Consider the following 13,092-nt stretch of genomic DNA (forward strand, 5'->3'; position numbering starts at 1 on the left):
CGTCGTTGACGATGCCTGATACGCATTTTTCGAGTTGCCCGACGACCGGATGCACAGCACCGTATTGACGATCCGTCGGCAAGGAAGTTACTCCCCTTTGCAAATAAAAAGTATGCAGCGTCAATGATTTCGTCAACGACGCCGCCGGGGGTTTTACTGAGCTTTACGCGGTTAGCGGTTCGTTGACATCATCCGCCGGAAACTTGACGCCGGTCTGGGCGCGGATCTCGGTAAGCAGCTTCGCCGTGGTGCGGCTGACCGCCAGGCCAGGGTGGTTCACTTCGTGCGTTTCCACCAGACGGGCGAAGGTTTCCGCCTCATACAGCATGGTATTGATATGCTGCGGCAGCGAGAGATCCTGGGCTTTGCCGCCGCGCGGGATAAAGGTGATGCGCTGGCATTCGGAAATCTTCTCGATCACCAGCGTGCCGGCCTCGCCCTGAATTTCGCTGTGCAGGCCCGAGTCGCTGACTTTGGAATGCAGCAGGGTGACGTCCGCATCGCCATAGTGCATCACCACCGTGCCATGGGCGTCCACGCCGCTGTCCAGCAGGCTGGCGGAGGCGGTGACCGAGGCAGGTTCGCCCCACAGCGCCACGGCGCTCGCCAGGCAGTAAAAACCGATATCCATAATCGAACCGTTGGAATAGGCCGGATTAAAGGTATTCGGGTTCTCGCCGTCCAGATAGCGCTGGTAGCGCGAGGAGTACTGGCAATAGTTAAACAGGGCTTTACGCAGCTTGCCGACTTTCGGCAGCGCCTGGCTCAGGGCGATAAAATTGGGCAGACTGGCGGTTTTGAAGGCTTCGAAAAACACTACCTGATTTTCCCGCGCCACCGCGATGGCGGCTTCGACCTCGCGCAGGTTAGAGGCCAGCGGCTTTTCGCAAATCACATGTTTTTTATGGCTCAGGAACAGACAGGATTGAGAGAAGTGCAGGGAGTTGGGGCTGGCGATGTACACTGCGTCAACATCATCGCTTTGCGCCAGGGCCTCCAGCGAGGTAAACAGATGCTCGACGGGGTAATCGTTGGCGAACATCTGGGCCTGTTCAAGCGTACGTGAATAGACCGCCGTGAGTTTAAGCTTGCCGGTCTCATGGGCGGCATCGACGAACTGGCGGGTGATCCAGTTGGTGCCAATAACAGCGAAACGTATCATATCGGGGAGTTAACTCCGCAGTGGAATGTACCCGTCAGAGTAGCATGCGATGGCAGGAAATCACGTGGCCTGTTACGCAGAACTGAGCAATGCCTGATGAGTCAGCCACAGACGGGTGTCGAATTCCAGCTGGTGGTAGTCCGGCTCCATATGGCAGCACAGCTGATAAAACGCTTTGTTGTGCTCTTTCTCTTTCAGGTGCGCCAGCTCGTGCACCACGATCATCCGTAAAAACGGCTCCGGGGCCTGGCGAAACACCGTCGCCACGCGGATTTCCGCCTTTGCCTTCAGCTTACTGCCCTGCACCCGCGACACGGCGGTATGCAACCCCAGCGCGTGTTTCAGCACGTGGATTTTGTTGTCATAGGCCACTTTGCTCAACGGCGAGCTGCTGCGCAAATGACGGTTTTTAATCTCCTGCACATAGTTCCACAGCGCTTTATCGGTGGCGATATCATGCCGTTGCGGGTAGCGCTTGTTCAGCACTTCCCCCAGCCGCCCCTGCTCGATCAGGCTGTTTACCTGGCTTAACAAGGATTCAGGGTAGCCCTGGAGATACAGCAGTGCGCTCATGGATGCCTCGGCGAGAGAAAAAAAGGTTTACTCAGATGCGTAATTAAGGGATAAATCGCGCGAATTTTAGCACCGTGGAGGGCCGATGAGCCAGGTTGAGTTAAATGCATGCGAGTTAACGCTTGAGCGCTATCCGCCGATGCCGGAAGAGGCCCCGCTACAGGCGTGGGACGCCGCCGACGAATATCTGCTGCAGGATGTACCGCAAACCGACGGCCCGACGCTGATTTTTAACGATGCGTTCGGCGCGTTAACCTGCGCGCTGGCGGCCCGCCGCCCGTATAACATCAGCGATTCGTTTATCGCTCAACAGGCCGCGCGCCATAACCTGCGTCTCAATCAGCTTGATGCCGACAGCGTCACCTTCCAGGACGCCCTCGCGCCGCTGCCTGCGGCGCCGGCGCTGGTGCTGATCAAGATCCCGAAACAGTTGGCCCTGCTTGAGCAGCAACTGCGCGCGCTGCGCGACGTGGTAACGCCGGAGACCCGGATTATTGCCGGGGCCAAAGCGCGGGATATTCATAACTCCACCCTGGCGCTGTTTGAGAAAATCCTCGGGCCGACCACCACCTCGCTGGCGTGGAAAAAGGCGCGGCTGATTTACGGTAGCGTGGCGTTGCCTGCGCTGAATAATGCGCCTGCGACCCTGAACTGGAAACTCGACGGCACGCCCTGGACAATCCACAACCACGCCAATGTGTTCTCCCGTACCGGGCTGGATATCGGCGCGCGGTTCTTTATGCAGCATCTGCCGGAAAATGTGGAAGGGGAGATGGCGGATCTGGGCTGCGGCAACGGCGTGATTGGCTTAACGCTGCTGGCGCAAAATCCGCAGGGCCGGGTGGTGTTCGTCGATGAATCGTTTATGGCGCTGGCCTCAAGCCGGTTAAACGTCGAACATAACCTGCCGGACGCGCTGGCGCGCAGCGAATTTGTGGTGAACAATGCGCTGGCCGGCATGGAGCCGGATCGCTTTCACGCCGTGCTGTGCAATCCGCCGTTCCACCAGCAGCACGCCATTACCGATCATATCGCCTGGCAGATGTTTAACGACGCGCGTCGCTGCCTGAAGTACGGCGGCGAGCTGCGCGTGGTCGGCAACCGCCACCTCGATTATTACCGCAAGCTGAAGAAGATTTTCGGCAACTGCACCACCGTCGCCACCAATAACAAATTCGTGGTGTTGAAGGCGGTGAAGCTGCGTAACAGCCGCTAAATCTCCAGCGCCAGTTGGGTGCCCTGGGCAATCGCGCGCCGGGCATCCAGCTCCAGCGCCACATCGCACCCGCCAATCAAATGCACCGTTTTGCCGGCTTCGCGCAGCGGTTCCGCCAGTTCGCGGCGCGGCTCTTGCCCGGCGCACAGGATCACGTTATCCACCGCCAGGGTTTGCGGCTCGCCGTTAATCGTGATGTGTAAACCGTCATCGTCGATGCGCTGATAGCTGACGCCGGGGACCATCTTCACGCCGCGCGACAGCAGGGTGGCGCGGTGGATCCAGCCGGTGGTTTTGCCCAGCCCTTCGCCAGGTTTGCTGGCTTTACGTTGCAGCATCACAATCTGGCGCGGGCTTTTCGGCAGCTGCGGCCCTTCCGGGCGCAATCCGCCCACCTGCTCCAGACTGGTGTCGATACCCCATTCCGCACAGAACTCGGCGATATTCTGGCTGGTGGATTCGCCCTGCTGGCTGAGATACATCGCGGTATCAAAGCCGATGCCGCCGCAGCCGATAATTGCCACGCGCTCGCCCACCGGTTTTTTATCGCGTAATACATCCAGATAGCTGAGCACGCGGGGATGCTCGATTCCGTCAATCAGCGGAACACGCGGCTCGATGCCGCAGGCCAGAATTACCTCGTCCGCCTCTGCCAGCATCGCCGGGTTAACCGGCGTATTCAGCCGGACGTCCACGCCGGTAATTTCAAGCATTCGGCGGTAATAGCGCAGGGTTTGGTAAAATTCTTCTTTACCCGGGATCTGTTTGGCAATGTTGAACTGCCCGCCGATTTCCGGGGCGGCGTCGAACAGCGTCACCCGATGACCGCGTAGCGCGGCATTCACCGCAAACGCCAGCCCGGCGGGGCCCGCGCCGACCACGGCGAGGTGTTTCACCCTCGTTGCCGGGAGGATCGGCATTTTCGTTTCATGGCAGGCGCGCGGGTTCACCAGGCATGAGGTGATTTTGCCGACGAAGATCTGGTCGAGACACGCCTGATTACAGCCAATGCAGGTGTTGATCTCATCTTCGCGGCCGCTTTGCGCTTTGCTGAGCAATTCGGCATCCGCCAGGAACGGGCGCGCCATCGACACCATATCGGCATCGCCCGAGGAGAGGATCGCCTCGGCCACCGCCGGATCGTTAATCCGGTTGGTGGTGACCAGCGGGATCGCCACCAGGCCTTTAAGCTTACGCGTCACCCAACTGAACGCGCCGCGCGGAACCGGGGTGGCGATAGTGGGAATTCGCGCTTCGTGCCAGCCGATACCGGTGTTAATGATCGTCGCACCCGCCGCTTCGATGGCCTTCGCCAGCGTCACGGTTTCTTCAAAGGTTGCGCCGCCCTCCACCAGATCGAGCATCGACAGGCGGTAAATAATAATAAAATCGTTGCCTACCCGTTCGCGTACCGTGCGCACCACTTCGGTGGCAAAACGCATCCGGCGCGGGTAATCGCCACCCCATTCATCTTCGCGGGTATTGGTGCGCGCCGCCAGAAACTGGTTAATCAGATAGCCTTCCGAACCCATGATTTCTACGCCGTCATAGCCTGCCTCTCGCGCCAGCTGGGCGCAGGTCGCAAAGTCATCAATCAGCGCCAGGATCTCATCGTGGGTCAGGGCGTGGGGCGCAAAGCGGTTAATCGGCGCCTGAATCGCCGAAGGCGCAACCGGATGGGGTTGATAGCTGTAGCGCCCGGTATGGAGGATTTGCAGCGCGATTTTGCCGCCTTCGCGGTGCACCGCCTCGGTCACCAGCCGATGATGATCGAGATGGCTGCGGTCGTTGAGCATCGCGCCGCCCGCCATCGCAACGCCAGAAGGCGCGGGCGCTATCCCGCCCGTGACGATCAGCGCCACGCCGTGACGCGCGCGTTCGGCATAAAACGCCGCCAGCCGTTCCGGGCCGTCCGGGCGCTCTTCAAGGCCGGTATGCATCGAGCCCATCAGGACCCGGTTTTTTAGCGTGGTGAACCCTAAATCCAGCGGGGCGAACAGCGACGGATAGCTCATAGTCTCTTCCAATGTAAAATTATTGTTATGTGGTCGGATGAGTGTCTAATTTAGCTGGCCTGAGAAAGAATGGAAAAAGCGCAATCAGCGATTGTGATGGGATTCAAAGAACGCGGGGAATAACGGCAGGCGGGCCTGCCGTGTAAACGATTAACGGCTGCGGGCGAGGTATTTCGCCATCTCGTCGGCGGGCACCATGCCGCCGCCAGTAGCCCATACCAGATGCGTCGCGTGGTTCAGCGCCTGCTCGCTAAAGCGGCGACGATACGCCTCATCCCGGCGCCACGGGCCGGGCATACCCGCCAGCGCGGAGGGCTCCAGGGCGATATGTTCCTGCTGGTTCAGCATGCCCAGCAGGGTGAACAGCGTGTCATCGCTCAGGGTGTAATAGCCGTCGATTAACCGCTCCATCGCCCGCCCCACAAAACCGGAGGCGCGGCCCACTGCCAGACCATCGGCGGCGGTTTGGTTATCGATCCCCAAATCCTGCACCGAAATCGCGTCATGCAACCCGGTATGAACCCCCAGCAGCATGCAGGGCGAGTGGGTCGGCTCAGCGAAAATACAGTGTACCGCATCGCCAAACGCCAGCTTCAGGCCGAACGCCACGCCGCCGGGACCCCCGCCGACGCCGCAGGGCAGATAGACAAACAGCGGCCGCCCGGCATTCACCGTGACGCCCGCCTCGGTAAACTGGCGTTTTAGCCTGCCGCCCGCTACCGCATAGCCCAGGAACAGGTTGCGGGAGTTTTCATCATCGATAAAGAAACAGCGGGGATCCTGCTCCGCCTCGCGGCGGCCCTGTTCCACGGCAACGCTGTAATCATCCGCGTATTCCACCACCGTGACGCCATTAGCGCGCAGCAGCGCTTTCTTCCATTCCCGCGCGTCCGCCGACATATGCACGCTCACCTGAAAGCCCAGCCTGGCGGAAGCAATGCCGATAGACAGCCCCAGATTGCCGGTAGAGCCGACCGCGATGCGGTGCTGGCTAAAGAGCTGGCGCAGCGGTGCATCCGCCAGTTTACGGTAGTCATCGGTGAGCTGGAGAAGACCCGCTTCGAGCGCCAGTTTCTCGGCGTGGAACAGCACTTCGTAGATCCCGCCGCGCGCTTTAATCGAACCGGAGACCGGTAGATGGCTGTCTTTTTTGAGCCACAACTGGCCGGGCAGCGGCGCTGCATAGTGTGATTCCAGTGCGGACTGCATCGCGGGAATGGCGATGCAGGGGGATTCGATCATCCCGCCGCTGGCGGCGGTTTCCGGGAACACATGGGCAATCCAGGGCGCAAAGCGTTGCAGGCGCGCTTCGGCGTCCTGCACATCGTGACGGGTTAAACCGACCCAGGGCAACCCGTCCGCCAGCGACGTGACGGCAGGGTTAAACCACTGAGTTTCGCGCAGGGCGATAAGATCGTGCAGCAGCGGAAAGCGGCTGAGCAGTTGCGGGACAGTGGGCGCAGGCATGCGGGCTCCTTTTGGTTATTGAGCCCATGATACCCGTCAGCCTTCGGATTTCACCACTTTAATGTCCACCATCCCGATGCCCAGCTTACGCGGCGAATGGCCGAGGATATTGCCTTCGTTGGTCTCCTGCGGGGCAGGGGGGACTATCACCAGCGTATTGCTGCGTGACGGATTGTCGAAATGCAGGGTAGTGGTGGAGACGTCATTGCCCAGCGTCAACGTCTGTTCGCTGTCGCCCACCCGTACCGGGATCGGCTGATTCGCATTCGGCCCAAAGGCTTTGGCGGTGATCACCAGCTCGAATTTCTCCGGCAGCGGCTGGTTGTATTCAATCTTCACTTCCTTATCCAGTTGCGCGTTGGACCAGCGTCCCCAGGACTCCGGGCGTGAAATGCCGCTGAAGCTTTTCACCTCTTCCGGCGCGCCGGCGACGTTGAACACGAAGCTGTCGGCTTTATAGCGAATATCGTTATCCACGGTTTTCAGCATGTCGACGTTACCCTGGTAGCGCAGGGTGTCGATCACCGTGTCGCGAAACGCCGCTTTGCCCTGCCACTTCGGCTTATCGACGTGACTGATCTTCTGTTCGCCGCCCAATTGGCCTTGCGACACGCACCAGTCGGTGGACAGCGCCCATTGCGAGGACCACAGACGGGCCATTTTGTAGCAGCGATCGATCCAGATAAAGTTATCGCGCGGGGCGAAATCCGCCAGCTGATAGCGCAGCGGCGCGGAATATTCGCTCTCGGGTAAAGGCTCGACTTTTTTATCCGATACCCGTAGCAGCAGCGGCAGGCGGAACTTTGAGCCGGAGAAAGCGATGGTCTGTTTTTCCTGGTCAATGGTGAAGTCTTTGATTTCTCGCGGGAAGTTCCAAAGGCGGATCACGTCCGGTTTCCAGGCCAGCACTTTTTCTTTCATGTTCAGGAACACGGTGGAGAGCGAGTCCCCCGACAGGCTGCTGCGTCCGAGGCCGATAAAGTTATCGCCGCCCAGGATATCCAGCACCGTCGCGCCGTTATCCATGGTGTTACGCTTCACCGCCATCACCTCCTGTTGAGGCTTATCGCCGCGCAGCACGAAAAACAGGTTGTTGCGATCCTGCTGATTGAGGTATTTCCAGGCGGTGTTGTTCATCGCCAGATGATCAGAAGAGACCACGATAACGGTATTTTTAAAATACGGCGACGCTTTGATTTTATTAATAAACGCGGCGATATGCTGCTGGCTGCAGGTCACCGCGCTGAACGACTGATTGGCTTTGCCGTCGATGTCGTAACGTTTACGTTCGCAGCTGCGTGATACAAAGCCGTCGGGGTGGTGGGTATCCACCGTCAGGGTAAACAGTGAAAAGCGTTTGCCTTCTTTCGACAGCGCTTCAAATTGCTGCCACGCCTGGTCGAGAACCGTATCGTCGTAGAAACCCCAGTCGTTGCGGTAATGCGGGTCGGCCACCACGCTTTTCAGCTCATCCGCGCCGTATAAGTGGTCAAAGCCGTGGGATTTCAGGAACACGTCTTTCCCGGCAAAGCGCAGGCTGGCGCCCTGGACAAAATGGTTTTCGTAGCCGGAGTTTTTCAGGATATCCCCGAGGCAGATATTCTGCGGGAAGAAGCTCGACATCGACGCTGACGCGTTGCCTTCAAACGGCGCGAACAGCGGAATACCGCACTGGGACGCGACCATTCCGGCGATGGTGTAATCAGTGCCCGGCAGCTGCGCGGTGTGGCTGAAATCAATCCCTTCATTTTTTAACGCACCCAGTTCCGGCGTGAGGCCGGGGAACGCCTGGTCGTCAAAATAGGTACGCTCCAGGCTTTCGCCGTAGATATACACCAGGTTGAGCGTCGGATTAGCAATGACCTTTGCCGGTTCTTTGTAGTACGCCACGAAATCGGGATCGCCATCGCGGCTCTGCGATTTCACCAGCTCGCTAATCTGGCGAAACGCCGGGCTGGCGTCCACGGAGGCCAGCGCCATCACCAGCGCCAGCAGGCTGTAGCCAAAATGGTAAGGACGGTGGCGGCGGCGGCGTAACACCCAGGCCAGCGCGCCAAACACCAGTACCAGCGCGGCTATCAGGCCAGCAGCAGGCAAGAGGTATTTACTGATGCCCGCGCCCGCCAGGCTGTTGGTCAGCGTATAGATCACCGCGTCGTTGATACCGTCGCCGGTAAAATAGTCGCTGGCGTAAAGGGTAATATTTAAAATAACAAACAGGCCAAGAACCACCAGGGTGGCGGCAAACCACCAGGTATTACGGCCCGCCTTGAGGGAATAAATTACGATCGAGGCGATAAATAAAACAACCGAGAGCAGTTCTGACAACGCCAAATCCTCACCAGCAGGCAGCACGCCTGTCTATATCAATCATCTTTTTTAACAGCACAATCTAACTTTTCAGTAACACAGCTGCAATTCTAGTGTCATCAAAGTGTGTAGTGGTTAAGAATTGGTTTAGTTGTGGGATTATTTGATTGCGCGCACATTACGTGGTGGCAGCAGTGTAGCGGTTAAATGTGGGGAAAATAAGGAGGAAGCGGGTGCATAAAAACACCCGCTGGCATTTACATCAGGAAATTAACGCCTTGCTTAAGGACCAGGTCACAGGCTTTGGTTTTCACTTTTTCCGCCAGCGGCGAGTTGCCGATGGTTGCCAGGTCAAGCTGTTCGCCTTTCGCAGTATTTAACAGACCCATCAAACCTTCGGTGTAATCCGGCGTGGTGGTCTGGGCCTGAGGCGTACTCAGTCCTAACTTTTCCATAATCTGATTTTTGACGTTTTCGGTGTTGGTCGCGGAAACCAGTTTTTGTTTCATACAGTAACCGAGGATACCCGCCACGTTAGGCATATTCTCCGAGCTTAACGCCTGGGTTCCGCCCGTCAGCAGCCCGCTGAGCGCAGAAAGCGAGTTGCTTTGCGTGCCGTTGGCTGTGGTTTGGCTCTGGGACTGGCTCAACTGGCTGGCGGCGCTGGATAAGCTCTCCTGCCAGGTCGCGGCATAGCTGCTGGTCGCCATCAACATTGCCCCACAGGCGGCAAGCTGAAACATCTGTTTTACTGATTTCATGGGCGCGATCTCATGGTTGGCCTGCGGCGCAGGCAAATTCGCAGCTAGTGTATAACGGGCGCAGGGGCGGGAAGGAGAGGGAAGCAGGCGTTTCAGGGCCTGTCGCCTGCTGTTTCGGAGTTATCCGGGGCTTTATACTTCTCGGCCCGTGACCCGGCTGCGGTAGCTGTCCCAGTCGAAATTGACCCACAGGCTGTTGCCCAGCCGCATCCGATCCATAACGCGTTCGCCGAGCAGTGTATTCATCTCTTTGATCGGCAAGTTGGTCAACATGCCGGTGGGACGTTTGGACGACGAACGGCGATCGACGATCTGGTTGATGATCACTTTCTCGTAACGCGATTCGGTCTGCATGCCGATTTCGTCGATCACCAGCAGATCCACGGTGCTTAAGTCGTTAATCAGCCGCTCTTCGGTGGTGTCTGCGCCGTCGCTGAAGGTGTTTTTCATCGCCGACATGATATCCGCGACGGTAATGATCATCACCGACTTACCGCGCAGCAGCAGCTCGTTGCAGATGGCGGCCGCCAGATGGTTTTTGCCGGTGCCGGGGCGGCCCGAAAACACAAAGCTGGCGATGTTTCCGTCAAATTCCGCCGCGTATTTCCTGGCGCGCTCCAGCGCCCTCATCTGTCCTTCGGTTTCAACCTGATAATTATCGAACGAGCAGTTCATATGCAGTTCGCGGATGCCGGAGCGCTTAAAGGTGCGCTGCATTTTCATGGCCTGATTTTCGCGAGCAATGGAGGCCGAGCGCAGTTTTCCCTGCTCCTGTTGCCAGGAAAGGAGCTCTTCAGCGGTGGTGAATGCCGGTTTAATATCGCGGGGCATCATCTTTTTCAGACGCGTCATCAGGTCAGTGACGTGTTTCATCGTTAGCCTCTGAATCCATCGGGAATGCTGTTATCGGGTTGCGGCACGCTGTTGACGTCGCGCCGCGCCGCGCCGCCGTTGCTGGCCCGGCTGATTTGTACGCTGCGCGCCAGCTTCTGCTGCCATTGTACATGATGAAAGACTTTACCTTCCGCCTGCCAGTAGCTGATAAACGTCGCCAGCTCTTCGTCGGTGACCGGCTGGATCAGGTTAACGCCCCACAGCGCCGCCATACGCTGGAAGTCGGCGTCGGGTTTCCATGCCGGATACATGGCGAATTTGCCCAGCGGCACCGGCACCGGATGGCTTTGCGTAGTGAGTTCGTCAAACAGCTGATCTTCCAGTGCGACGTCCGATTGCGGTGCATTTAGCCGGGCTTCCAGCGCCATCAGTTCCGCCAGACGGGCAGGCGAAACGGCATAAAACGCGGGGACGTTATCTTTAAATACCGCCAGCGCCCCGTTGTCAGCACGTGAGAGCGCGCCTTGCGGGTCGTTATTAAAGGCATCAATACCGATAACGTCGGGTGTGAGGATTCTGGAAGACATAAAACATTCTCAAAACAGGAGGTTAACTACACGGGCTAACAGGCATCAGTCCGGACTGGCGATGCTCTTTCCATAGTAGCACAGTCGGGGGCGGCTTTTGAGGCTTGCCCCGACATTCGGGACGATCAAACGCGAGGCTTTTTACGGTACAACCAAAGGCCCGGCAGGGAGAGGCCAATAGACAGCGCGCCAACAATAAAAGAGGCCTTCAGGAAGTTGGTGACCAGCGCCACCATCAGCGGGTCGCTGTAGCCGAAGTGGCTGAGTTTTACGGCGGAGATCATCGCGGTATAGGCATAAATCCCTGGAAACATTGGGATCACGGCGGCGACAGTAAACACTTTCGGATGCGCCAGATACCAGCGCGACCAGCGGATACCGATAATACCAACCAGTATCGAGGCGACAAAGGTGCTCCACTCGATATTAAAGCCCGCCGTCATCATCGCCATACGCGAGCCGTGACCGATAGCGCCTAACAGCGCGCACCATGGCAGCGCACGTTGCGGTACGTTGAACACCAGCGCGAATCCCACCGCAGGGATAGCGGACAGGATCATGTCCTGCATCAGCGCGAGAATAAAATCGATTATGCCCATCCGCGCAACCCCCACAGCGACAGCGCCATCACCACGCCAATACAGGTTGCCAGCGTCAGCAGGCTCGCCATCGCCCAACGCGCTAACCCGGTATTGATATGGCCTTTAAACATGTCCGCCACGGCATTAATCAGCGGGAAGCCGGGCACCAGCAGCAACACGCTGGCAGCCATCGCCACGGTTGAGGTATGGGCAAAAGCGGCAAGCGTGAGCAGCAAGCCGGAAACCGTGGTGGCGACAAACGCCGTCAGGCAGAAGTTGATCTGTGGATGCAGATGGCGCTGGGTAAAGACCTGGCGGACGTACATGGCCACGGCGCTGGCAATAAAGGTCACCAGCGCGCCGTCCCAGCCACCGTTGTTCAGTTTGCAAAAGCAGGCGCAGGAGAGCCCGACCATTGTAACCACCAACCAGCGCGGATAGCGCAGCGGCTTAATCTGGTTAAAGCGCTTTTTAACCGACTGAAGATCGATGAGTTTATGCTCGGCAAGGATAACGATGTGTTGAACCTCGGTTACCACATGCATATTAATACCGCGATCGACGTTTTTACGCGTTGAGGTCAGACATTGATCGTCTTTAATGGTTGTCAGCACGATGGCGTTTGCGGATATGGAGCTTTCCACGCAGTCCATGCCTAAGGCCAGTCCCAGGCGGGTCGACAGTTCTTCTATCAGGGCGCTTTCAGCGCCATGCTGTAATAAAAAAAGGCCGCATTGTATACATAAGCGAGTGACTTCCCGCTGCGTAACGACGTCTTGTTCCATGGTTCAGGCATAACGCTCGACAACAAAAAGAGATAAGCGTGGTTTTAACATATCGGCCTGCAGGACATTTAGGTCTCTGGATCAAGTTTTAGGTAGAAAGTTATCGTTCCCGGTCGGCATTCCTCATTTTAAGTTTTTTGAAATTTTGCAATGAAAGGGATTTATGGTTTTTTATGTTAGGGATGTCGGTTTTTTCTGTGAATGATACCTGGATACGAACCTGGTAATAGTTTTTAAAATGGCTTTAACGGCCAGGCGCTATTTTCAAAAATATTTCGATTTAGATGCATCAGTTCCTTTTCTCTTGCCTGAAGTTTGCATCTTTTCGCTGTTGTTCGACAAAAGGAAGTGACAAGCCAACCTTTTATTGAAACGTGTAAAAGAGAAGCGCTAATGTAGGGTCCTGCGAATACATTTCGTTATTTATTGCTATTGTTTTGTAAGGATCTGGCGGGCAAGAAAAGAGACGGATACGGCGCGTCAATTTTTTAAATAATCAATGAAAGAAAACTAATCCTCTTATCCAACCTTGATTCAAAAAAACATGCTAAATTGTGTTTATTAATGGACATTAAGGGTTTCGCAGAACTCATTTTTTGTTTCATTATAAATAAATTCTTAATTGACATTTTATTTCCGCATATTGACTCTTTGGAAACGCATTTTTAGAATGTTCTTAAGTTAATACCGTCTCAGGTAGAACACTTCCGTGTTCCGCTGTTTGGTGATGCCTGAGAGTCGCCTCAATCTATTAGCTTTATAATTGTAATAGCTTAAAACATACAAGGTAAGAATATTTAT

11 protein-coding genes are annotated in these 13,092 nt (G+C 56.6%); 1 reads left to right on the forward strand and 10 read right to left on the reverse strand.

Going from position 1 to position 13,092, the window contains the following annotated elements:
• Positions 1-163: 163 nt before the first annotated feature.
• A complete protein-coding gene (locus tag GV764_RS14415) occupies positions 164-1,162 on the reverse strand; it encodes a Gfo/Idh/MocA family protein (RefSeq protein ID WP_161660743.1) in 999 nt (332 codons plus the stop codon).
• 72 nt (positions 1,163-1,234) lie between these two features.
• Positions 1,235-1,735, reverse strand: coding sequence for a M48 metallopeptidase family protein (locus GV764_RS14420; protein ID WP_161660744.1), 501 nt, complete (start codon positions 1,733-1,735; stop codon positions 1,235-1,237).
• 85 nt (positions 1,736-1,820) lie between these two features.
• On the opposite strand from GV764_RS14420, the gene rlmG reads away from it, so the two are divergent.
• Positions 1,821-2,951 (forward strand): 23S rRNA (guanine(1835)-N(2))-methyltransferase RlmG, encoded by a 1,131-nt coding sequence (gene rlmG, locus GV764_RS14425; protein WP_161660745.1) that lies wholly within the window; start codon positions 1,821-1,823, stop codon positions 2,949-2,951.
• On the opposite strand, the gene GV764_RS14430 is transcribed toward rlmG, so the two are convergent.
• The 8 genes from GV764_RS14430 to GV764_RS14465 all read right to left on the reverse strand — a co-directional run bounded on the left by GV764_RS14430 (position 2,948) and on the right by GV764_RS14465 (position 12,291).
• Positions 2,948-4,966 (reverse strand): oxidoreductase, encoded by a 2,019-nt coding sequence (locus GV764_RS14430; RefSeq protein ID WP_161660746.1) that lies wholly within the window; start codon positions 4,964-4,966, stop codon positions 2,948-2,950. The two genes, rlmG and GV764_RS14430, sit on opposite strands and share 4 nt — an antisense overlap.
• A 150-nt stretch (positions 4,967-5,116) precedes the next feature.
• Positions 5,117-6,433, reverse strand: coding sequence for a D-serine ammonia-lyase (dsdA, locus tag GV764_RS14435; protein ID WP_161660747.1), 1,317 nt, complete (start codon positions 6,431-6,433; stop codon positions 5,117-5,119).
• Positions 6,434-6,469: 36 nt separating this feature from the next.
• On the reverse strand, positions 6,470-8,761 hold the full coding sequence (gene opgB, locus GV764_RS14440; RefSeq protein ID WP_161660748.1) for a phosphatidylglycerol--membrane-oligosaccharide glycerophosphotransferase: 2,292 nt from the start codon (positions 8,759-8,761) through the stop codon (positions 6,470-6,472).
• A gap of 239 nt (positions 8,762-9,000) precedes the next feature.
• Positions 9,001-9,504, reverse strand: coding sequence for a YjjA family protein (locus tag GV764_RS14445; RefSeq protein WP_161660749.1), 504 nt, complete (start codon positions 9,502-9,504; stop codon positions 9,001-9,003).
• Positions 9,505-9,636: 132 nt separating this feature from the next.
• Positions 9,637-10,377, reverse strand: a complete 741-nt coding sequence (gene dnaC, locus GV764_RS14450) for a replicative helicase loader DnaC (protein WP_161660750.1) — start codon at positions 10,375-10,377, stop codon at positions 9,637-9,639.
• 2 nt (positions 10,378-10,379) lie between these two features.
• Positions 10,380-10,925, reverse strand: coding sequence for a primosomal protein DnaT (gene dnaT, locus GV764_RS14455; RefSeq protein ID WP_161660751.1), 546 nt, complete (start codon positions 10,923-10,925; stop codon positions 10,380-10,382).
• A gap of 125 nt (positions 10,926-11,050) precedes the next feature.
• Positions 11,051-11,524: a threonine/serine exporter gene (locus GV764_RS14460; protein ID WP_161660752.1), complete on the reverse strand. Its 474-nt coding sequence runs from the start codon at positions 11,522-11,524 to the stop codon at positions 11,051-11,053.
• Positions 11,515-12,291, reverse strand: a complete 777-nt coding sequence (locus GV764_RS14465) for a threonine/serine exporter family protein (RefSeq protein ID WP_161660753.1) — start codon at positions 12,289-12,291, stop codon at positions 11,515-11,517. The genes GV764_RS14460 and GV764_RS14465 overlap by 10 nt, the downstream gene beginning before the upstream one ends.
• Positions 12,292-13,092: the final 801 nt, after the last annotated feature.

The sequence above is a fragment of the Atlantibacter hermannii genome, assembly GCF_009907385.1.
GTDB classification, from domain to species: Bacteria; Pseudomonadota; Gammaproteobacteria; order Enterobacterales; family Enterobacteriaceae; genus Atlantibacter; species Atlantibacter hermannii_A.

Bases quoted from the DNA above. Each gene is read 5' to 3' on its own strand.
- GV764_RS14415 (WP_161660743.1), bottom strand. From the start codon at position 1,162: ATGATACGTTTCGCTGTTATTGGCACCAACTGGATCACCCGCCAGTTC.
- GV764_RS14420 (WP_161660744.1), bottom strand. From the start codon at position 1,735: ATGAGCGCACTGCTGTATCTCCAGGGCTACCCTGAATCCTTGTTAAGC.
- rlmG (WP_161660745.1), top strand. From the start codon at position 1,821: ATGAGCCAGGTTGAGTTAAATGCATGCGAGTTAACGCTTGAGCGCTAT.
- GV764_RS14430 (WP_161660746.1), bottom strand. From the start codon at position 4,966: ATGAGCTATCCGTCGCTGTTCGCCCCGCTGGATTTAGGGTTCACCACG.
- dsdA (WP_161660747.1), bottom strand. From the start codon at position 6,433: ATGCCTGCGCCCACTGTCCCGCAACTGCTCAGCCGCTTTCCGCTGCTG.
- GV764_RS14445 (WP_161660749.1), bottom strand. From the start codon at position 9,504: ATGAAATCAGTAAAACAGATGTTTCAGCTTGCCGCCTGTGGGGCAATG.
- dnaC (WP_161660750.1), bottom strand. From the start codon at position 10,377: ATGAAACACGTCACTGACCTGATGACGCGTCTGAAAAAGATGATGCCC.
- dnaT (WP_161660751.1), bottom strand. From the start codon at position 10,925: ATGTCTTCCAGAATCCTCACACCCGACGTTATCGGTATTGATGCCTTT.
- GV764_RS14460 (WP_161660752.1), bottom strand. From the start codon at position 11,524: ATGGGCATAATCGATTTTATTCTCGCGCTGATGCAGGACATGATCCTG.
- GV764_RS14465 (WP_161660753.1), bottom strand. From the start codon at position 12,291: ATGGAACAAGACGTCGTTACGCAGCGGGAAGTCACTCGCTTATGTATA.